General features: G+C 63.6%; 18 protein-coding genes and 1 tRNA gene. 10 read left to right on the top strand and 9 right to left on the bottom strand.

Annotated elements, in window-relative coordinates; genetic code table 11:
- Positions 1-101: 101 nt before the first annotated feature.
- From RLO07_RS04795 to RLO07_RS04775, 5 genes are all read left to right on the top strand, one after another.
- Complete coding sequence (locus tag RLO07_RS04795; RefSeq protein WP_462290993.1) at positions 102-1,796, top strand: FAD-binding protein; 1,695 nt, start codon at positions 102-104, stop codon at positions 1,794-1,796.
- Positions 1,793-2,836 (top strand): Rieske 2Fe-2S domain-containing protein, encoded by a 1,044-nt coding sequence (locus RLO07_RS04790; protein ID WP_462290992.1) that lies wholly within the window; start codon positions 1,793-1,795, stop codon positions 2,834-2,836. Before RLO07_RS04795 ends, RLO07_RS04790 begins: the two co-directional genes overlap by 4 nt.
- A 292-nt stretch (positions 2,837-3,128) precedes the next feature.
- Entirely contained in the window at positions 3,129-4,430 is a 1,302-nt protein-coding gene (locus tag RLO07_RS04785) for an alkyl sulfatase dimerization domain-containing protein (RefSeq protein WP_462290991.1), read from the top strand.
- Complete coding sequence (locus RLO07_RS04780) at positions 4,427-5,263, top strand: SDR family NAD(P)-dependent oxidoreductase (protein ID WP_462290990.1); 837 nt, start codon at positions 4,427-4,429, stop codon at positions 5,261-5,263. Before RLO07_RS04785 ends, RLO07_RS04780 begins: the two co-directional genes overlap by 4 nt.
- Complete coding sequence (locus RLO07_RS04775; protein ID WP_462290989.1) at positions 5,260-5,721, top strand: nuclear transport factor 2 family protein; 462 nt, start codon at positions 5,260-5,262, stop codon at positions 5,719-5,721. The genes RLO07_RS04780 and RLO07_RS04775 overlap by 4 nt, the downstream gene beginning before the upstream one ends.
- Positions 5,722-5,731: 10 nt before the next feature.
- Here RLO07_RS04775 and RLO07_RS04770 read toward each other — a convergent pair whose 3' ends face one another.
- Positions 5,732-6,796, bottom strand: coding sequence for an MBL fold metallo-hydrolase (locus RLO07_RS04770; protein ID WP_462291023.1), 1,065 nt, complete (start codon positions 6,794-6,796; stop codon positions 5,732-5,734).
- 127 nt (positions 6,797-6,923) lie between these two features.
- On the opposite strand from RLO07_RS04770, the gene RLO07_RS04765 reads away from it, so the two are divergent.
- Positions 6,924-7,307: a DUF6746 family protein gene (locus RLO07_RS04765; protein WP_462290988.1), complete on the top strand. Its 384-nt coding sequence runs from the start codon at positions 6,924-6,926 to the stop codon at positions 7,305-7,307.
- 29 nt (positions 7,308-7,336) lie between these two features.
- Here the strand turns inward: RLO07_RS04765 and RLO07_RS04760 are convergent, their stop codons facing one another.
- The 4 genes from RLO07_RS04760 to RLO07_RS04745 form a co-directional block, all read right to left on the bottom strand.
- Positions 7,337-9,478, bottom strand: a complete 2,142-nt coding sequence (locus tag RLO07_RS04760) for an outer membrane protein assembly factor BamB family protein (RefSeq protein WP_462290987.1) — start codon at positions 9,476-9,478, stop codon at positions 7,337-7,339.
- Positions 9,479-9,486: 8 nt separating this feature from the next.
- Positions 9,487-9,903, bottom strand: coding sequence for a PaaI family thioesterase (locus tag RLO07_RS04755; protein ID WP_462290986.1), 417 nt, complete (start codon positions 9,901-9,903; stop codon positions 9,487-9,489).
- Positions 9,904-9,942: 39 nt separating this feature from the next.
- Entirely contained in the window at positions 9,943-10,488 is a 546-nt protein-coding gene (locus RLO07_RS04750) for a nuclear transport factor 2 family protein (protein WP_462290985.1), read from the bottom strand.
- Between the two features lie 189 nt (positions 10,489-10,677).
- A complete protein-coding gene (locus RLO07_RS04745) occupies positions 10,678-12,918 on the bottom strand; it encodes a TonB-dependent receptor (RefSeq protein WP_462290984.1) in 2,241 nt (746 codons plus the stop codon).
- A 177-nt stretch (positions 12,919-13,095) separates the two neighbouring features.
- Between RLO07_RS04745 and RLO07_RS04740 the strand changes: the two genes are divergently transcribed.
- Positions 13,096-14,028 (top strand): DnaJ C-terminal domain-containing protein, encoded by a 933-nt coding sequence (locus tag RLO07_RS04740; RefSeq protein WP_462290983.1) that lies wholly within the window; start codon positions 13,096-13,098, stop codon positions 14,026-14,028.
- Positions 14,025-14,342: a chaperone modulator CbpM gene (locus RLO07_RS04735; RefSeq protein ID WP_462290982.1), complete on the top strand. Its 318-nt coding sequence runs from the start codon at positions 14,025-14,027 to the stop codon at positions 14,340-14,342. The genes RLO07_RS04740 and RLO07_RS04735 overlap by 4 nt, the downstream gene beginning before the upstream one ends.
- Before the next feature lie 12 nt (positions 14,343-14,354).
- On the opposite strand, the gene RLO07_RS04730 is transcribed toward RLO07_RS04735, so the two are convergent.
- Positions 14,355-14,726, bottom strand: a complete 372-nt coding sequence (locus tag RLO07_RS04730) for a VOC family protein (RefSeq protein ID WP_462290981.1) — start codon at positions 14,724-14,726, stop codon at positions 14,355-14,357.
- A gap of 138 nt (positions 14,727-14,864) precedes the next feature.
- Here RLO07_RS04730 and RLO07_RS04725 point away from each other — a divergent pair, with 138 nt between their 5' ends.
- Positions 14,865-16,226 (top strand): YihY/virulence factor BrkB family protein, encoded by a 1,362-nt coding sequence (locus tag RLO07_RS04725; protein WP_462290980.1) that lies wholly within the window; start codon positions 14,865-14,867, stop codon positions 16,224-16,226.
- Positions 16,227-16,415: 189 nt separating this feature from the next.
- Here RLO07_RS04725 and RLO07_RS04720 read toward each other — a convergent pair whose 3' ends face one another.
- Positions 16,416-16,844 (bottom strand): FKBP-type peptidyl-prolyl cis-trans isomerase, encoded by a 429-nt coding sequence (locus tag RLO07_RS04720; protein WP_462290979.1) that lies wholly within the window; start codon positions 16,842-16,844, stop codon positions 16,416-16,418.
- A 190-nt stretch (positions 16,845-17,034) separates the two neighbouring features.
- On the opposite strand from RLO07_RS04720, the gene RLO07_RS04715 reads away from it, so the two are divergent.
- A complete protein-coding gene (locus RLO07_RS04715; RefSeq protein ID WP_462290978.1) occupies positions 17,035-17,991 on the top strand; it encodes a hypothetical protein in 957 nt (318 codons plus the stop codon).
- A 49-nt stretch (positions 17,992-18,040) separates the two neighbouring features.
- Here RLO07_RS04715 and RLO07_RS04710 read toward each other — a convergent pair.
- Together RLO07_RS04710 and RLO07_RS04705 are read right to left on the bottom strand one after the other, a co-directional pair.
- Positions 18,041-18,116: transfer RNA gene (locus RLO07_RS04710), tRNA-Thr, on the bottom strand.
- Positions 18,117-18,178: 62 nt separating this feature from the next.
- Entirely contained in the window at positions 18,179-18,997 is an 819-nt protein-coding gene (locus RLO07_RS04705; protein ID WP_462290977.1) for a response regulator transcription factor, read from the bottom strand.
- Positions 18,998-19,062: the final 65 nt, after the last annotated feature.

The raw sequence follows: 19,062 nt of genomic DNA, 5'->3' as shown, positions 1-19,062 counted from the left end.
TCATACCACCTCCGGGTTTACTGCCGCCCGGGTTTCAGCCTCACCGCCACCCCCCGTATCCTCTGGAGTCCTTCAGACATTTGCGATACGCGGGGTGGCGGTTGCAGTACGATCACGAAGTAGACTGGCTCGTAGCCGGCAGTGGCGCCGCCGGCATGACCGGGGCAGTGGTTGCGCACCAGCTCGGCGGCAGTGCGCTGGTGGTGGAGAAGGAGCCGCGCTACGGCGGCACCACCTGCAAGTCGGGCGGCGTCGCCTGGATCCCCGGCAATCATCGGCAGCCAGCCCTGGGGATTGCTGACAGCACCGGGGAAGGCTGGCAGTACCTGCGGGGACTGATCGGTAACTCGGTCAGCGAGCCGCGGCTGCGCGCCTACGCCACGCGCGCTGCGGAAATGCTCGCCTTCATGATGCAACACAGCCATGTGCACTTCACCCCGCTGCCCACTTACATGGATTACTATCCCCAGGTCGCGGGCTACAAGTCCGGTGGCCGTTCCATGGATCCCGGCGCCTTCTCCCTGCGCGCGCTGGGTGCGGAAGCGGATCGTATTCGCGACGATTACCATTCCTTGATGAGCTTCAACATCACCGTACCCGAGGGGCGCCGGCTCGGTGTCATGGACCTGGGTGCCTATTGGCTGGGATTTCGCCTGCTGGCACGGTACTGGCTGGACCTGCCGGCACGCCTGCGCGGCAAGCCGGACCAGCGCGTCACCCTGGGCCCTGCCCTGGTGGCGCGTCTGCGCCGTTCGCTGCTGGACCGGGATATTCCCCTGTGGCTGGATGCGCCAATGCGCGAACTGCTGGTGGAGGAGGGTCGGGTCTGCGGTGCCGTGGTGGAGCGCGCCGGCAAGGCGTTGCGTGTCCGGGCGCGCCGCGGGGTGCTGCTGGCCACCGGTGGCTTTGCCCACAATGCGGTCCTGCGCCAGCAGTTCCAGCAGGCGCCGATCGGCTCCGAATGGACCGCGGCAGCCCCCGGCGCCACCGGCGATGGCATTGCCATGGGGCGCGCCCTGGGCGCAGGGCTCGATTTCATGGGCAGCGCCTGGTGGTCGCCCACCTATCGCATGCCGGACGGTCGGGTACTGGCGCTGATAGCCGGCAAGGCCTACCCGGGCTCGATCATGGTGAACCGTGCCGGCCTGCGATTTACCAATGAGGCCCAGCCCTACGAGGATCTGGTCAAGGACCAGTATGCCAGCGAGCAGCGCGGCGAGGGGGCAATACCCTGCTATCTGCTGTTCGATGCCGGCTACCGCCAGCGCTACCCGGTGGGGCACATCAAGCCGGGCAAGATGACCCGGGACGAGAACCTGCCGCCGGAGCTGTTCAGCTCTGGCCTCTTGACCAGGGCGGACAGTCTCGACGCGCTTGCCGCCAAACTGGGAATCGATGCGCAGGGCCTGGCTGTCACTGTGGAACGTTTCAATGCCAACGCCCGCCAGGGGCGAGACCCGGATTTCGGTCGTGGCGACAGCGAGCACGACCGTTATTACGCGGACCCGAAAGTGCAGCCCAATCCCTGCCTGGGTCCGCTGGAAACCGGCCCCTTCTACGCCCTGCGTTGCGAGGCCGGGGACCTGGATACCAAGGGCGGGCTGCGCTGTGATGAACAGGGCCGGGTGCTGGATGAAGCCGGTGCCGTCATTCCCGGCCTGTACGCCGCCGGCAACACCAGTGCCGCGGTAATGGGGGATGCCTATCCCGGCGCCGGCGCCACCATCGGGTCCGCCATGACGTTTGCCTATATTGCTGCACGCCACGCCTTTGCCGATGAGGGAGACTCTGCATGAGTGACAACAGGTACGCTTTTCTGGAGCCCGGGCGCTTCGCCCGCGGCTGGCATATCGTGGCGTTCTCCCGGGAGCTGGCGGTGGGCGAGGTGCAGCGCCTGCACTATTTCAATCGTGACCTGGTGCTGTTCCGCGGCGAGTCCGGGACAGCCGCGGTGCTCGACGCGCACTGCCCGCACCTCGGTGCCCACCTGGCCAGTGACGGCGGTCGCCTGAGTGGCGACACCATCGCCTGTCCCTTCCACGGCTGGACCTTCAACGGCGCCGGCGAGTGCGTGGACATACCTTATGCCAGCAAGATTCCCGAGCGCGCGCGCCACGCCCTGCGCGGCTGGCCGCTGCGGGAGGTCAACGGCTTTATCGCGCTCTGGCATGACCCGGCGAACGAACCGCCGGAGGACTATCTGCCCGAGATCCCGGACTGGGGGTACGGTGAGGGCGGCTGGGGCGACTGGCACTTCCACCGCTCCCGGATTCGTGCCCAGCCCTGCGATGTCATCGAGAACATAGTCGATATTGCGCATTTTCCCCACGTTCACGGCGGTGAGGTGAAAGCCTTTGAAAACCGTTTCGGTGAGCGCACGGTGACCCAGCTCTCTACCGTTCAGCGCTCGGCCAACGCGCGCATGGTGATTCCCCCGGGGCTGCCTTTCGACATGGAGGCCATGAACCAGCAGGCAGTCGCGCAGCAGCCCGACGCCTGGGGCGACGCCACCTATCACGGCCCGGCGATCATGTACTACTATACCGAGTCGCGCAGCCAGGAGATCAGCTACAAAAGCTGGTGGGTGAACTACCACACGCCGGTCAACGACACCGAGGTGGACCTGTGCAGCGCCATCATTGTCAGCGGCCTGGATGGGCAGCTACTGCCGGAGGAGTTTGTGCAGCAATACGCGCTGGGTGCCCACGCGGCGTTTGGCTCCGATGTCGAGATCTGGAAAGACAAGATCTACCAGGCCGACCCGATCCTCTGTGACGGCGACGGCCCCATCAACAAGCTGCGGCGCTGGTACGAGCAGTTCTACTTGCCCCGCTAGTCCACCTCGGCGCGGCCCTGTGCCGCTTCCGGGCGTGGCATTCCGCCGGCCCGGAGACAACCTCGGCCCCGGGCAGCACTGCAAAAGGTGCATCGGCAAAGCGGCTGCCGCGCAGTTGCAGCAGCAGGCTGCTGCGATCCCCGGCGATGACGCTGCCGCAGTCGAGCCCGGAAGGGTCTATGAATAATTGAACTGGCACCGGCCCAGTCGAACCTCGGGCGGGTTTGGCGTAGTGTCGGGCCCGGGCGCTGGGTAGTATCCACACAATCACGCCACGCCGAGGTGCCAGCCGATGCCTGCACGCCAACCACTCTACACGTCCCGTCCGGTGGAGCCCAATGCGGCCCGCTTCGGGGCCCGACGCCTCAATGATTTCACGCTCCTGTGCGAGGCCTTTTCCAACAGCTACCTGCTGCAGACGCCCGCGGGGAATATCCAGGTCAACGCCGGCATGGGGTTCGAGGCGCCGGTGATCCAGCGCAGCTTCGACGCCTTTACCGGGGACCCGGTGAAGTACCTCATCCTCACCCAGGGCCACGTGGACCACGTCGGCGGCACGGCCTGGCTGCGGCACCGGCACCCTGGCCTGACCGTGATTGCCCAGGCCGGGAATCCCGAGCACCAGGCCTACGATGGGCGCCTGCACGCCTTTCGCGGCAGTCGCTCGGCGTTCGCTTTCGCCGACAAGTTTCGGGAGGTGTTCGCCTATTATGCGGCCCAGGGCTACAGTGATTTCCCGGAACAGGATCGGCCGCTGCCCGACCTGCTGGTGCAGGACCGGCACCGTTTCGTTCTGGGGGGGCTGGAAGTCGAGCTGATCGCGGTCCCGGGTGCGGAGACCAATGACTCGCTGATTGTCTGGCTGCCACAGCACCGTATCTGTTTCACCGGCAACCTGTTCGGCTGTCCCTTCGGCCACTTTCCCAACCTGGTGACCATTCGCGGTGACCGCTATCGCGACGCGCTGGTCTGCGCCGCAGCGGTGGAAACCGTCAGGGCGCTGGAGCCGGTGACCATCCTCTACGGTCATCATGGGCCGGTAGAAGGCGCGGAGTTGATCCAGCAGGAGTTGACGGTGTTGCGAGACGCCATTGTTTACGTACACGATGCCGCTGTCGATGGCATGAATGCTGGCAAGGACGTACACACCCTGATGGCGGAAATCGAACTGCCGCCGGAGCTGGAGGTAGGGCAGGGTTACGGCAAGGTGTCCTGGGGGGTGCGCGCGATCTGGGAAAACTATGCCGGCTGGTTTCATCACCGTTCGACCACCGAACTGTACCCGGTTCCCGCCAGTGCGGTGTACGCCGACCTGGTGGAGCTGGCGGGTGGCGCTGGCGCCATCGTCCGGCGCGCCGGGGATAAGCTCGCGGCGGGCGAGACCCTGGAGGCGCTGCATCTGCTGGACATCGGCCTGCATGTGGACCCTGAAAGCGCGGAACTGCGCGCGCTGGCGCAGTCCGCCCATGAAACCCTGTTGGCGGCCAGCAGCAATTTCTGGCTCAGCGCCTGGCTGCGGCACCAGATCCAGCGTCTGCAGTCGCCGCTGCCCACGGACTCTGCCACTGACTACCGGGAGCAATCCAATCCATGAATGAACAGACGCACGAGTCAACAGCGACCACCGGTTTCAGGGAGCGTTACGGGCCGGCAGCGCTGGTTACCGGCGCCTCCTCCGGGATCGGTCGCGCCTTTGCCGTCGAACTGGCCGCACGCGGCCTGGCCCTGTTGCTGGTGGCCCGCCGCACCGAGCGCCTGCACGCTCTGGCTGCCGAACTGGGGCAGGCTCACGGTGTGAGTGTGCAGGTCTGTGGTGCCGATCTCGCCGCCCCCGCCGCGGTGGAACAGATAGTGACTGCCGCCGCGGGGCTGGATATCGGCCTGCTGGTCAGCAATGCAGGCTTTGGTCTCAAGGGCGCGCATCAGGACAATGATCCGGCGCGGATGGCGGCGATGCTGCAGGTCAACTGTGCCGCGCCGCTGCAGTTGACGCACCGGCTGCTGCCGGGGCTGCGTCAGCGCGGGCGGGGCGGCATCATCATTACCAGTTCGGTCGAGGGGCTGATGGGTATCCCGTACTCGGCGGCCTATGCCGCCAGCAAGGCCTTCACCAACAGCCTGGGCGAGTCCCTGTGGGGCGAGCTGTCGACCGAGGGCTTGGACGTGCTGGCACTCTGTCCCGGCAGTACCGACACCGAGGCTCACGCCCTGCAGGGCATTGATACCGCCACCCTCGAAGGCATGATGTCGCCGCGGGATGTGGTCCTGGAGGCGCTGGCGAACCTGCGCAACGGACCGGTGCACATCGCCGGGGAGCAGAACCGGGCGCTGTTCGCTGCCCTTGCCGGCATGCCGCGGCGCGAGGCGCTGTTGCAGATGGCTGCCAACATCCGTGCCGCCCTGCTGCCCGGCGAGATGCAACAATGAGCGACCTGGCTCTCGATACGCTAGTGGCCGAGCGGGCCATTTACCGCAACCTGGTGCAGGTAGCCCGGGGCATGGATGCGCGGGACTGGGATGGGCTGCTGGCGTTGATGAGCGCGGATGTGACCGCGGACCTGGGTACCGGCCCCTTGTCGGGTGGCACGGAGATCATCGGACTGTTGCGTTCGTTTCTGGACGCCAGCGGCCCTACCCAGCACCTGCTCGGCAATGTGCTGATCGATGTCGACGGTGACACGGCGCGCAGTCGTGCCTATGTCAGTGACATGCATCTGGGCACCGGCGCCCACGAGGGCCTGAGCTTCAGCACCCTGGGTGACTACCACGACCACTGGCGCCGGGAAGCGGGCGAGTGGAAGCTCTGCCACCGCACCAAGCTGAACCGGGGCCACCTGGGTTCCTTCAGTGTGCTCGGGCCGGGGCCTGATCACTGGCAGGCCTGAAACCGGCAGTCTACAAGCGGTGACGATGGACCCGGACGGCGTCGCTGTTGGCCGGCAGGGAGACGACGGTGCCATCCCTGGCCAGGGTGTGAGCGCTGAAGATGTCGGCGACACCCTGTAGCCACGCCGCCTCGGCGCCGGGCAGGGGCGGCAGCGCCGGGACGATATGGTAGAACAGCAGATGCCCCACCCCCGCATCGCGAGCGGTTGCTGCCGCCTGCACCGGGCTGGCGTGGTAGTCGAGGATGTCCAGGGTGATGCGTGCCATCCCTGCGTTGCCGGTGGCGACCGCGGCATCGTTCATGATCATCACCAGTTCCGGCGACAGGGCCTCGTGTACCAGTAGATCGATGCCGCGCGCGTGTTTCTCGATGACAGACGATTGACTGGTATCGCCGGAAATCAGCAGTGAGCGGCCGCGGTAAGTGAACAGGTAGGCCACGGCGGGATCGACCGGCTGGTGATCCACGGTGAACGCGCTGATCCTGACCCCGTCCTCCTCAAGGACGGTGGTCAGGCCACCATCCGCGCGGGGGGTGAAGCTGCGCGCCTGCATGCCGGCGCCGGCCGGCGGAGTCACCGCTTCGCCGTGGTGGGCGGTTCGGTAGGCGGCGTCCTGGGCGTAGGCGAGATTGAACCCCTCAACGACCTGTTCCACCCCGTCGGGCCCGAATACGGGCAGGCGTTGCCCATGACTGCCCTGTACCCAGCGCAGGGTCGCGAGCTCGCCGAGACCATCGATGTGGTCGGAATGAAAATGGGTGAGAAATACGGCTTCAATGGCGCCGATCGGGTAGCGCATCCGGGCGAGGTTGCGTACACCGTTGGTGCCCGCATCGACGACAAACAGGCGCTCGCCGGCGGTGACCGCCAGGCAGGGACCCGACCGCTGTGCATCGGGCAGTGGGCCGCCGGCGCCACAGACGGTCACGTGCAGGCCGTCCTCCAGAGACGCCAGGGTGTTGGTCGCCATCATTGCGGGCGCGAGACGGGCCATCATCCGCTCGGCAATGGCTCCCCGCTGACTGTAGAAGCCGGCTGCCACCAGCACAATGACTCCGAGCGCAAGCGCCATTTTTTTCACTGGACAGTCTCCGTGGTTGCAGAGCAGAGATTATCGCACTCTTCACCGGCTTGTGGCAGGATGCGATCACTCCGTGAATCCGCGTGCGATGCGCGCCTCCACACCCAAGGACGATACCATGAAAATGCCATTTGCACTGACCCTGGCCGCACTGGCTCTCACGGCCGCGCCTGCCATCGCCGACGATCGCCCGGAACACTACAAGGGCGAGCCCTCCGCAACCCTGGAAGCGGCCTTTGCCAACCTGGCCGATTACAACACCCGGTTGCGCAACATTCTCGACAAGGGCGAAGTGCAGGGGGACGCCTTCAACGAGATACACCGCCTGACCTACACCCTGGAGAATGCCCTGGAGCGCATCGAAGACGAGCTGGAAGCATTGGAGGATGACCTGGAGGAAATCCACCAGGCTTCGGAGAAGGGCGACAGCGAGCGCGTTGGCAAATATGCGCCGCGTTACTTTGAGCGCGCCGACAGGTTGCTCAACGCCGCCGAAAACTGAGGTTCCGGAGCGCGCCTGGCCCCCTTGACTCAGGGTGCGGAGCGTGCCGGCAGGGCGAAAGCCAGGTACTCGTCGCCGGTGGGGGTACCCAGCTTGCCGCCGCTGGCGGTGACGACAATGTACTGGCGCCCATCAATGGCATAGGTGGCCGGGGTGGCATAGCCGCCCGCGGGCAATTGGTACTCCCACAGCAGGCTGCCGTCGTTCTTGTCGAAGATCCGCAATTTCTCGTCGGAGGTGGCAGCAATAATCAGCAGGCCGCCCGCGGTAACGACCGGGCCGCCAAAATTGCGGGTGCCGGTGGGTGGAATGCCCCGCGCGGTCAAATCCGCATACTCCCCCAGTGGTACCTGCCAGCGAATCTTCCCGGAGACAAAATCAATGGCGGTCAGGGTGCCCCACGGCGGCTTGATGGCGGGGTAGTACTCGGCATCGACAAAGTCCCGGTAACCGGCAAACACGTGCACGGTCTCCGTTTCCCCAACTGCGACCTCGCTGCTTTTCGTCGGCTCCAGTTCCCCTGCGCTGTAGGCAAACAGGTAGTCCACCACCGCTTCCCGCTCGTGGCGTGAAAGATGGCTGAAGGGCATCATGCGACCCTTGCCGGTGGTGGTGATGTCAAAGGCCTCGCGCTTGCTGATGCGTTCCTCGACTCCGGTGAGTGGCGGCGCGTAGGGATAGAATCCCTCCAGATTGACGCCGTGGCAGCCGCTGCACTGCTGCCGGAACACGAATTCGCCCACGCCCATGGTGGAGCCCCGCGCCACGTCCACCGCCTCCATGCGCAGGATGTTGGGCGCATTGGTGGCATTGATGTAGTAGAGGTTGGTGGCCGGATCAAAGGCGCCGCCACCCCAGTTGGCGCCGCCGTAGAAACCCGGCAGCAGGATGCTTTTGCGCAGGCCTGCGGGGCGCAGCCAGGCCAGTTCGTGCGCTTCCTCCCAGACCTTGCGCGCCGCGGCGTTCGCTTCCGGGGAAAGCTCCGTCAGGTCATCCTCGGTCATGTGCTGGCGGGCGAAAGGTTCCGGTAGCGTTGCCCGGGGCTGGGTCGGGTAGCTGTAGACGCCGGGGATGTCCGAGCCCGGCACCGGCACTTCCTCTAGCGGGAATACCGGCTCGCCAGTGTCACGGTGGAACAGGTAGACCACGCCTTCCTTGGAGGCCTGGGCCACCAGATCGCGGGACTGCTCGTCCTCGGTCACCGTGACCAGCGCCGGTGCCGAGCTGAGATCACGGTCCCAGAGATCGTGGTGCACGGTCTGGAAATGCCAGCGCCGCTCGCCGCTGCGAGCATCCAGGGCCAGCAGGGTGTTGCCGAACAGGTTGGCGCCGGGGCGGCCGGAGCCGTCGAAGTCCGGTGCCGGTGAGCCGGTGGGCACGAACACCAGCCCCCGCTCGGTATCCACGCTCATGCCGGCCCAGGCATTGGCGCCACCGGCGCTGTTGCGGGCGCCCTCGGGCCAGGTGTCGGCACCGAACTGGCCGGCTTTGGGGATGGTGTGGAAAGTCCAGGCCAGCTTGCCGCTGCGCACATCGTAGGCGCGGATGTCCCCTGGCGCGGAGCCGGCGGTTTCGGTGACCGCCGAACCCATGATGATGAGATTCTCGAAAATGACGCCGGGGGAGGGGGCGTTGATGCTCACCAGCTCCGGGTTCCGTCCCAGCCCCTCGCGCAGGTCGACGCGGCCATCGCGACCGAAACTGCTGATGAGTTTGCCGCTGCCCGCGTCCAGTGCCATCAGGAAGTGACCAGTGCTGAACAGGATGCGGGCGTCGTCACCGTCGCGCCAGTACGTGACCCCGCGCACGTTGGACAGACCCGCGTGTTCCAGCGGTGGGCTGAAGGTCCACAGTTCCCGACCGCTGGTCGCATCCACGGCAAACACGTTGTGCAGCGGGTTGCGCCCGTACAACACACCATCGACGACGATGGGGTTGACCTGCAGCTCCGAGCTGGGGGGCAGGGCCTTGCCCTTGGCGCTGGCATAGCGCCAGGCCAGTTCCAGCTGGGCGACATTGCCGCGGTCAATCCGATCCAGGGCAGAGTAGTGCGTGTTGCCCTGGTCGCCGCCGTAGGTCTGCCAGCCACGGTAGTCCTGCGCCTGGGTTGCCTGAGCGCCAAGCCCTGCAAGCAGGGTCAGGAGGGCGGCACGAACACGATAGCCTGGCATGGAGTTCCCTATTTGCGGCGCACGAGCTTGGCGGTGGAGGAAGCGGTCGCCGCCACCAGGCCCTCGGCGTTGATCAACGTGCCTTCGAGAAAGGCAATGCTGCGGCCACTCTTGATGACCTTGCCGTGCGCGGTGACGCGACCGGCCAGGGTGGGCTCGAGAAAACTCACCTTGAGTTCCAGTGTCGGCAGAGCCACGACGTCGGTCTCCTGCATGAATACGGCGTGGGACATGGCGGCGTCCAGCATCGCAGTGACGTTGCCGCCCTGGACCACGTTCACCGAGTGACAGAACTGCTCGCTGACGTCAAATTGCAGGTCTGCGGTGCCGGCCTCGCTGTCAAAGTCGAGCAGGCGGGCCTTGAGGATCTGCAGGCAGGGTGGCAGGTGTTCATTGGCGGCTACAAGCCGTTCGTGCTTGGTCACGGGTATCCCTTGTCAGTGTGGGCCGCGCAGGGCGGCGAATCAGCGCTTGCCCCACTGCAGCAGGTCGAAAATGGAATAGGACGGATCCGACGGGCCAGGCTTGCCGATGTGGGCGCCCTGAATGATCGGGTTGTCCAGGTTGACGATAGACGGTTGGTGCAGGTTGGCCCAGTCGGCATCCACTGCGCGATAGGTGAATTTCCAGACACCGTTGCGTTTCTCGTAGCGGTCAAAATACCGTCCGCCGATCAACAGGTCAATCGGGCCTTCATCGGTGCGGATCTTGTGGAAGGCAATGATGTAGACCTCGCCTTCGGCACGGTCGCCGTCGAGCTTGATGTTCACGGTAGTGACGTTATGGTGCAGGATTTCCATGTTGGCCTGGATATCCGGCAGCGTGTCGATGAACTCCATCGCCAGGCCTTTGAAGAAGGAGCCGTGATCGTCGATGGCATCCTCGTGGTACAGGGAGCGGAATTTGTCGTTGTCGTGGCGGTCTGCCGCATTGCAGTAGGCATTGATCAGCTCCATGATCGCCTGCTTGTCGAGCAGGGCCTGCAACTGTTGTTCGAGATTCGGGTCCATGGGCTGGTGCTCCGGTGGGATGAAAACGGGCTTCAGTTAAAACAATGGCGCCCGGAGGCGCCACCGACTTTCCGGGCAGTGAGGAAATCGCGCACGGAGTGCGCTCCTACAATGTGGCTCGCACCCCGTAGGAGCCCGCTCCGCGGGCGATCTGTCCGCTGCGCGGCCATTCACCTTGTCTGCGGGCGGTCAGAATTCGTAGGTGGCTTCTACCCCGTAGGTGCGCGGGTCGCCGTAGTAGCTGGCGGTCCAGATGCCAAAAGGAATGGTGTTGATGCGGTATTCCTTGTCCAGCAGATTCTTGCCCCACAGCGCGAATTTCATCGACTGGCCGTTGCCCACCGGGACATTGGCCAGGGTGACGCGGCCATTGAACAGGCTGTAGGGTTTGACCTCCGAGGTCGCGTTCTGGGACGGCTCGATGTAGGGCACGTGGCGGTCCACGAACTCGTAGTCCAGGCGCGCGGTCAGGTCGCCCCAGCTGCCGGCAGCGATGCTGTATTCGGCGGAGAAGGCGGCACTGTTTTGCGGCGCGTAGGGGAAGTCCTTCTGGTCCTTCACATCCACACCGTTTTCGATGAACTCGCCGTAGCTGGTGTCGAGGTAGCCATAGCTGGCGGAGAGCTCCAGGTCGGGCATCGGCAGGGCCACCAGCTCCACCTCAAAGCCCTGGATGGTGGCTTCACCGGCATTCTGGACAATGGAGGCGGCACTGCTGCCGGCGACGAAAATCGACATCTGCATGTCGGTCGAGTCGTTGTAGAACCAGGCGCCGTTCACCTGCAGGCGATTGTCCAGCCAGCGCGACTTGATGCCCAGCTCGTAGGAGAGGATCTCCTCCGCGTCATAGGGCGTGGTGAAAGCCGCTTCAAAGGGGGCCTCCCCGTTGAAGCCGCCGGACTTCCAGCCCTTGGCGACCTTGCCGTAGAGATTGACGTTGTCGCTGGCATCCCAGGCCGCGACGAAGGTCGGCGAAACGTCGTTGAATGTCTCCTCGGCCTGGCCGGAGAAGGGCGCGGGATTGCCCATGGCATCGACGTCATTGGGATGGTCGATGTAGGTGTCCTTGGTTTCTTCGGTCCAGCGCACGCCCAGGGTCAGGGTCAGGCGATCCTGGAATACCGCGGCAGCCGGGCGCCAGTCGACCTGGCCGAAGACCGCGAACGAGTCGTTGTCAAAACCGTAGCGGTTGTTGTTGGTGGGCGCGCCAAAGGCGCCGAAAAAACTGATCGGGTTGAATACGTCGGACTCTTCCTCGAAGTAGTAGAGGCCCAGAACATAGTTGGTGCGATCGGTGGTGCCGATCATCTGCAGTTCGTGGGAAACCTGGTCGTAGTCAATGAACCGGGCCGAGGTGAACAGGTTGACCGGGGAGCCATCGATGTCGATGTCGTCGTCCCAGCTCAGTTTGCGGGTGTTGCCGATGTAGCGCAGGGTCACATCACCCAGGGCACCCCAGGTACCGGCATCGTAGTCGGCAAACAGGGACTGGGAGATGGATTTGGAGCGCTCGAACTTGGCCTGGTCGAGGCTGACGCTGTCCCGGTTCTCGTTGTCGCCGGTGACGTAGGGTGCCAGCAGGGCGTTGATACCCGCGAAGTCGTTCGGGTCGAGGAAGGTCAGCTGGTTCTTGGACGGCGCCAGATCCAGGTCACTGTAGTCCCAAGTGTAACGCAGGGAGAAACGGTCGGTCATGTCCCAGAGGATGTCATAGCGGCCAACCTGGTTGTCGAGATTGTTGAACTCGTCGATCATGACCGGATTGGCCAGCGGGTTGCCGAAGGGGTCATTGACGTTGTCGTAGAGGCCGTCGCGCTTGCGCACGGACGCCGTGAGCTTGGCCATGATTTCACCGGCGCCTCCCAATTCCAGGGCAGGGAGGTCAATGGTCCCGTACACGGTGCGCAGGTCATGGTTGCCGGCACCCAGGCGCAGCTTGCCGCCAAGCTCCCCGGTGGGCCGGGTGGTAATCAGGTTGACGGCGCCGCCGACGGTGTTCTTGCCATACAGGGTACCCTGGGGGCCGCGCAGCATTTCCACGCGTTCCAGCTCGGCGATGTCGAAAATACCGCCAACGTTCTTGCCGATGAACACGCCGTCAAGGTAGATGCCCACGGTGGGCTCCCAGGTGATGGCGGGATTGATGGTCGCGGAACCGCGGATGGCAATGGTTGCCGCCGAGGTATTGGAGGGCGAGCGGGTGATCTTGACGTTGGGAACCGAGGTGCCCAGGTCATCAATACTGCTGACGCCCTTCTGTTCCAGGGTGTCGGCGTTGAAAGCGGCAATGGAGATTGGAGCGTCCTGCAGGGTCTGTTCCCGCTTCTGGGCGGTGACCACCACTTCTTCCAGTCCCTGGGCCACCAGGTTGGCGCTGCCGGCGCCGATACAGGCAGCGACGATCAGGGTTACGGGTTTGCGTGCGAACATGGAGAATGATCCTCTCGTTATGATATGGGTGAAACGCGGGACAATACCATAGTGCCACCCCGCATCGGCTGCATACCTTGTTTGAGGTATGCAGCGTGCGCGCCTTTGGGCGTTGCCCAGGTCGCGGCGCCTGTGTACATTGATAGTAGATGACAACGCCATGTTCCAGGTACCTGTATGGAGTTCAAGGACTATTACCAGATACTGGGCGTAGAGCCCGATGCGGAGCTCAAGGATATCAAGATTGCCTACCGCAAGCTCGCCCGCAAGTACCATCCGGACCTGAATCCGGACCCGGGTGCGGAGGCCAGTTTCAAGGAGGTGGCCGAGGCCTGGGAGGTACTCAAGGATCCCGGTCGTCGGGCCGAGTACGACGAGCTGCGTCGTTACGGTGGCCGCCGCGACCAGCAGTTTGAGCCGCCACCGGGCTGGGCATCATCCTCCGGCGCCGGGTCGCAGCAATTCGACGGCGATTTCTCTGACTTTTTCAACAGCATTTTTGGCGCCGGTTTTCGCCAGCAGGGTCCGGCGGGCGACTACAGCCGTCCGGGACAGGATGTGGAAATCGAGTTGCCACTGTTTCTGGAGGAGACGCTGGAGTCGTTCAGCAAGCCGGTGGAGTACCGCATACCGGTATATGCGCAGGGGCAGTTGCAGGAACTGAAGAAGTCCCTGAAGGTGACCATCCCGGCCGGTATCAGTGACGGCGAGCGTATCCGCGTGCGTGGCCAGGGTGCGCCGGGTCCCGGCGGCGGTCCGGCCGGCGACCTCTATTTGCATGTGCGGCTGGTGCCGCATCCGCTGTTTGACGTGGAGGGCCACAACCTGCTGGTGACGGTGCCCATCGCGCCCTGGGAAGCGGCGCTGGGGGCCAAGATTACGGTGCCGACCCTGAGCGGCAAGATCAGCTTGACCGTGAAGCCGAACAGTCAGTCGGGGCAGAAACTGCGCGTTCCGGGCAAGGGACTCGCCAGCCGGGCCGGGCGCGGTGACCTCTACGTGGTACTCAAGGTGGTGATGCCGCAAGACGCTTCCGGGGACGTGCAGGCGCTGTGGCGACAACTGGCAGAGCAGGCCGCTTTTGATCCGCGGGCAGAGTGGGGTAAATGACTATGAGCAGCAGCGCGTTGAGAATATCCCTGCGGGAACTGTGTGAGTGTGAACAGGTGTCACGGCAGTGGCTGGTCACCATTGTGGAGCACGACATCGTCAATCCCGTTTCCGATGCCGGGGATGTCGACGACTGGATCTTCGAAACCAGCAGCGTGCAGTGGGTCAAGCGGGCGATACGCCTGCACCGGGACCTGGAGCTGGACTGGATCGCGATCGCGATGATACTGGAATTGCAGCAACAGCAGGAGCAGCTGTTGCTGGAAAACCGCTGCCTGCAGCGACGCCTGCAGCGGTTTCTGGCGGAGGACTGACCGCCGGCGGGTTCAGCCGAACACGTAGAAGGCCATCTTGTTGCCGTCAGGGTCGCGGACATAGGCGCCATAGAACATGTCGGGGATGCGCTGGCCGGGCTCGCCGTCACAGGTCGCCCCCAGGCTGATGGCCTTGTGGTAAAGCTTGTCGACATTCTCCTTGGTGCCCGCGCCAACGGCGAACATGTTGCCGTTACCCGGGTGCGGGTCTTCCTCGTTAAAGGGAATGCACACCGCCAGCATGGGCTGGTCCATGCCCTTGCCGATGAAAGCGATGCGGTCCATTTCCATGATGACACTGGCGCCGAGATCGGCCAGCAGGTCCGAGTAGAAGGCCTTGGCCCTGGCAATGTCTTTCACGCCGATAGTGATGTATCCGATCATTTTTGTCTCCTTGAAGGTGCGGCATCTGAAAGCCGGGCAACAGGATAGCGGATTTCCCGGCGTCGGCCTATGCCCCTCGGGGCGGAAGATTATGCGCTATCATGGGCGCTCATTCGCAATCCGGAGGGGCAGGGCGCCATGCAGAGTCCGGCAGGTATTTACAGCACTATCAGGGGATTTCTCCTCAACGAATTGTGGCGGCCGGACCTGGCGCAGCTGTCATGGATTCAGCAGTTGGCCTATAAAGCGGTTCGGTTCCTGTTCGTGCTGGTGCGGGAGGTGTCGAGCGGCCAGCTGACCCTGCGCGCCATGAGCCTGGTCTACACTACCCTGTTGTCCATGGTGCCCTTGATCGCGGTCAGTTTTTCGGTGCTCAAGGCCTTTGGTGTCCACAATCAGATCGAGCCCTTGCTGTACAACCTGGTGGCGCCCCTGGGGGAGCAGGGCGACGAAATCGTGCTGAACATCCTGGGTTTTGTGGAAAACATGAAAGTCGGGGTGCTGGGTTCGGTGGGGATGGCACTGCTGCTGTACACCGTGATCTCCCTGATCCAGAAAGTCGAAGTGTCGTTCAACTACGTGTGGCACGCCGAGGCGCCCCGGACCCTGTCGCGTCGCTTCAGTGACTACCTGAGCGTGATCATGGTCGGGCCGGTGCTGGTATTTGCGGCCATGGGACTGACCGCGTCCATGATGAACAGCACCGTCATGCTTGCGGTAATGCACGTGGAGCCGTTTGGCAGCCTGCTGGTACTCATGTCGCGGTTGGTGCCATTCCTGCTGATTACGCTTGCCTTCACTTTCGTTTACATGTTTGTGCCCAATACGCGGGTCAGGTTCGGTTCCGCCCTGGTGGGCGCGATCATTGGCGGCGTCCTGTGGCAGGGCACGGGCCTGGCATTCGCCCAGTTTGCCGCCGGTTCTACCAAGTACGCCGCGATTTATTCCGGCTTTGCCATCCTGATCATGTTCATGATCTGGCTGTACCTCAGCTGGCTGATCCTGCTCATTGGTGCGCAGGTGGCTTTTTACCACCAGTACCCGGATCGGATTCGGCTGACTGACAAGCGGATTCCTCTGAGTGGTCGTTTCCGGGAACAGCTCGCACTGCTGGTGATGTACCGTATCGCCCACGTTTTCGTGTACAGGGGCAAGCCCCAGACCCTGGAGATGCTGGCGGACCATCTGCGGCTGCCCATGGATCGGGTCGGGGAGGTGGTGCAGCTGCTACAGGACAGGGGCCTGCTGGTGGAGACCGCCAGCGAGCCGCCGGAGTACCTGCTGGGTCAGGATCCCGCGACCCTGGGTCTCGCGCAGCTGCTCGCCAGCATCCGCGGCCCCAGAGAGGAGCAGACGCGGCTGGAGCGGCAGGTAGCGTCAGAGCTGCCTGTGGACGAGGTGCTCAGCCGGATGGAGCTGGCGGTCAATGAGGCGCTGGGGGCGGTTACCCTGCGGGAACTGGTCTCCCGCGAGGTCGAGGCGAATCCGGCGTCCGTCTGATCTGCTTCAGGGCAGCACCATCGCGCGGGCCTTGGGGATGCGCGCGGTTTCCCGCTCGAGGATACCGGGTTCCGGGGGATTGACCTGGGCTCCGGCGACGGGCCCGACCGGCACGAAACGTCCCTGTCCAGTGGCGGGGTCTACCAGTGGGTGATTCCGGGGGAATGCCGGCGGAGTTGCGGTGACGACCTACCCTACCGAGACGACCTCGACCGCGAATGTCAGGTCCTTGCCCGCCAGCGGGTGATTGGCGTCCAGGGTGACAGCGTCATCGGTCACCTCGGCTACCTGTACCGGTACGGCGTTGCCATCGGGCGTCTGCATCTGCAGCATGGTGCCCACATCCAGCGGGATATCGGCCGGGATCTGCTCGCGGGGGATGGTCTGCCGCGCCTCATCCTGATAATCGCCATAGGCTTCGGCGGCGGGAATGGTGACGGTTTTCTGCTCGCCCGCGGCCATTCCGTCAATGGCACTGTCCAGCCCCGGGATGATCTGCCCCGAGCCGAGTTGGAATTCCAGCGGGTCACGCCCGTCGGAGCTGTCAAACACCGAGCCGTCCTGCAAGGTGCCGGTATAGTGTATTTGTACGGTGTTGCCCGCTTTCGCTTGCGTCATGCGATATCCTTCATTGGGGGGTGACTTGACGGAGGTGCGCAGGATTGCGCGATGGTTTAGCCGGAATGGTGCCCGCTGGGGCCGGGAATGTAAACCCCGCCGTCCCGGAGCCGACTGTGGAGAAAAGGCTTAAGCATCAAAAAAATGTCTGGTAAGCTCCAGGGAAGTCGATAGCGTGGAGATATTACAGGTGAATACTGACAAGCTGGACGCAAAAGCGATACAGAACTACCGGCCAAGGAGAAACAAGGCAACGGGATGGAAGATTCTTGCACCTTTCCTGTTTCTTTTTTCCTTCACGGAAATTGCCGCCGCACAGATTCCAGCGAATGCTGCGCGAACGATTTTCTTGTCGAATCCTCTGAATGCGGCAGAATCATCCGTAGCTTACCATCCGGGATTCAGCCAATACTATACATCCGGCATCGGTACTACCAGCAGGCCCGGCTTTGTCTACGACAATGCCGGGACCCTCATACACACAGAAGATCCTCTGAACATTGACGTCAGGGCGATCAACTTCAATCCGAATACCGGTCTGCTGGAGGTTGTTACCTTCGGCGCTGTCACAGGTGGTGTGGGCCGTGGCTTGATCGAAGCCCAGCTCGACGGTTCTGGCCTTTACACAGGTGGCACAGCGACATTGCTGGCGTCCATGCCCGGCAATGACGGCAGCCAGACCCTGCCGGCTTATGATCCGGCGCGGGACAGGTTCTATTCACGTGGTTCTTCCAATACGGTGAACATCGTCGCCAGATCGGATGGCAGCTTGCTCGGAACGATTACTTTGGATTTCGCGACCGCCGGTGTCGCCAGCGCAACAAACAACGCGCTGGGTTTTGCGCCTTCCCAGGACTGGCTCATTGTGACCGACTCCGCAGATGATACCGCAGCCATCTTCGACCTGAGCGGGGACCACGTTGGCACATCGGCACTGGATGTCGATGTGCCGGGGTCATACAACATAGGCTTTGCCAATGGCCAGCTTTTCGTGCAGACCGGTGAGGGCTACCAGGGCTTTGATATCGGCGCGGGCGCACCGTCTGCATCGCCACCTGCCACCATTCCCACCATCGGCGCCTATGGGTTGATTTTCACTGCCATCGGCTTGTTCATGCTGGCGGTACGTCGGCTTTCCAGATCGTAGATTGGGAAGCGGGTCAGGATTCAGGTTCCACGGAAGGGACCTGTGAGCCTGGTGCCGGAGATAGGAGTCGAACCTACGACCTTCTCATTACGAATGAGCTGCTCTACCAACTGAGCTACACCGGCGCGGGCGCGAGTATAGCAAAAATTTCCCCAGCCCTGACAACTGCAAGTGCAGTGCCCGGCCGTCAGCAGGTCAGCTGGTAGAGCAGGGCGGTGCGGTTGTGTACGCCGCTCTTGTCGTAGACCGAGCGCAGGTGGTTGTTGACGGTGCGGACGCTGATGTTGAGGCGGTCGGCGATGTGCAGGCTGGTCAGGCCCTGGTGCAGGAGTTCCACCACTTCCTTCTCGCGTCGTGACAGGCCAAACTTGTTCATGCGCCGTTCCAGGGTCGTGGTGCCGTCAGTGGCAACCACGTCCACGCCCCGCGGCTGCACAGGCTCGTGCCGGGACAGCAATTCCCGCGCCTGGATGCGCTCGACAGCGCCGCGCAGGCAGGGGGCCATCAGGTCGGCCTTGGCGACCTCCTGGCGGGAGAAGCCGCGTTCGTCCGCGGAACGGTGCAGGCCGATGACGCCAAAGGGGGCGCGGCCCGACGGCCTCAGGCCAATGATCATCACGTGATAGATCGACTGCGGCTTGAGAAACTCGTTGTAGAAGCGGGTGGCCACATAATCATGGTGGCTGATGACATCGCTGGAAACAATGACATTCCGGGGCGACGTCGACAGGCGGGTGAGGTAGCTTTGCATGAAGGGGTCCTGGCGGTGATAGCCGGCACACCAGCGCGCCATCGCCCCAGCCGGTACGCCGCGTTCCTGCCCTTCGCTGATGTGTACCTGTTGCTGGCTCAGGCTTAGGTGGCCATAGACACTGCTGCGCGCGCCGATGGCCCGCTCCATTGAAGCCAGGGCTTCCTGTTGCAATTGGTCCATGTTGTCGCATTCGAGGGCTCTGTGGCTGATATCGACAACATCCTGCAGATCTCGCGTACGCAGCGCTACCATGACGTCATACCTCGGGCGGGGGACTTGCCATCCTTGTTCCGCCAGTCTGAATTATCATTTTGTGC

Origin of the sequence: Haliea sp., assembly GCF_040221975.1 — a bacterium.
In the GTDB taxonomy this organism is placed as follows: domain Bacteria; phylum Pseudomonadota; class Gammaproteobacteria; order Pseudomonadales; family Halieaceae; genus Haliea.
Note: the sequence above shows the minus strand (reverse complement) of the source record. Positions and strands in the feature narration are given on the sequence as shown.

Coding starts and splice junctions, on each gene's coding strand:
- RLO07_RS04720 (WP_462290979.1), bottom strand. CDS start 16,844: ATGACGCAAGCGAAAGCGGGCAACACCGTACAAATACACTATACCGGC.
- RLO07_RS04770 (WP_462291023.1), bottom strand. CDS start 6,796: ATGGCGCTTGCGCTCGGAGTCATTGTGCTGGTGGCAGCCGGCTTCTAC.
- RLO07_RS04790 (WP_462290992.1), top strand. CDS start 1,793: ATGAGTGACAACAGGTACGCTTTTCTGGAGCCCGGGCGCTTCGCCCGC.
- RLO07_RS04705 (WP_462290977.1), bottom strand. CDS start 18,997: ATGGTAGCGCTGCGTACGCGAGATCTGCAGGATGTTGTCGATATCAGC.
- RLO07_RS04730 (WP_462290981.1), bottom strand. CDS start 14,726: ATGATCGGATACATCACTATCGGCGTGAAAGACATTGCCAGGGCCAAG.
- RLO07_RS04725 (WP_462290980.1), top strand. CDS start 14,865: ATGCAGAGTCCGGCAGGTATTTACAGCACTATCAGGGGATTTCTCCTC.
- RLO07_RS04775 (WP_462290989.1), top strand. CDS start 5,260: ATGAGCGACCTGGCTCTCGATACGCTAGTGGCCGAGCGGGCCATTTAC.
- RLO07_RS04740 (WP_462290983.1), top strand. CDS start 13,096: ATGGAGTTCAAGGACTATTACCAGATACTGGGCGTAGAGCCCGATGCG.
- RLO07_RS04735 (WP_462290982.1), top strand. CDS start 14,025: ATGACTATGAGCAGCAGCGCGTTGAGAATATCCCTGCGGGAACTGTGT.
- RLO07_RS04785 (WP_462290991.1), top strand. CDS start 3,129: ATGCCTGCACGCCAACCACTCTACACGTCCCGTCCGGTGGAGCCCAAT.
- RLO07_RS04750 (WP_462290985.1), bottom strand. CDS start 10,488: ATGGACCCGAATCTCGAACAACAGTTGCAGGCCCTGCTCGACAAGCAG.
- RLO07_RS04760 (WP_462290987.1), bottom strand. CDS start 9,478: ATGCCAGGCTATCGTGTTCGTGCCGCCCTCCTGACCCTGCTTGCAGGG.
- RLO07_RS04745 (WP_462290984.1), bottom strand. CDS start 12,918: ATGTTCGCACGCAAACCCGTAACCCTGATCGTCGCTGCCTGTATCGGC.
- RLO07_RS04780 (WP_462290990.1), top strand. CDS start 4,427: ATGAATGAACAGACGCACGAGTCAACAGCGACCACCGGTTTCAGGGAG.
- RLO07_RS04765 (WP_462290988.1), top strand. CDS start 6,924: ATGAAAATGCCATTTGCACTGACCCTGGCCGCACTGGCTCTCACGGCC.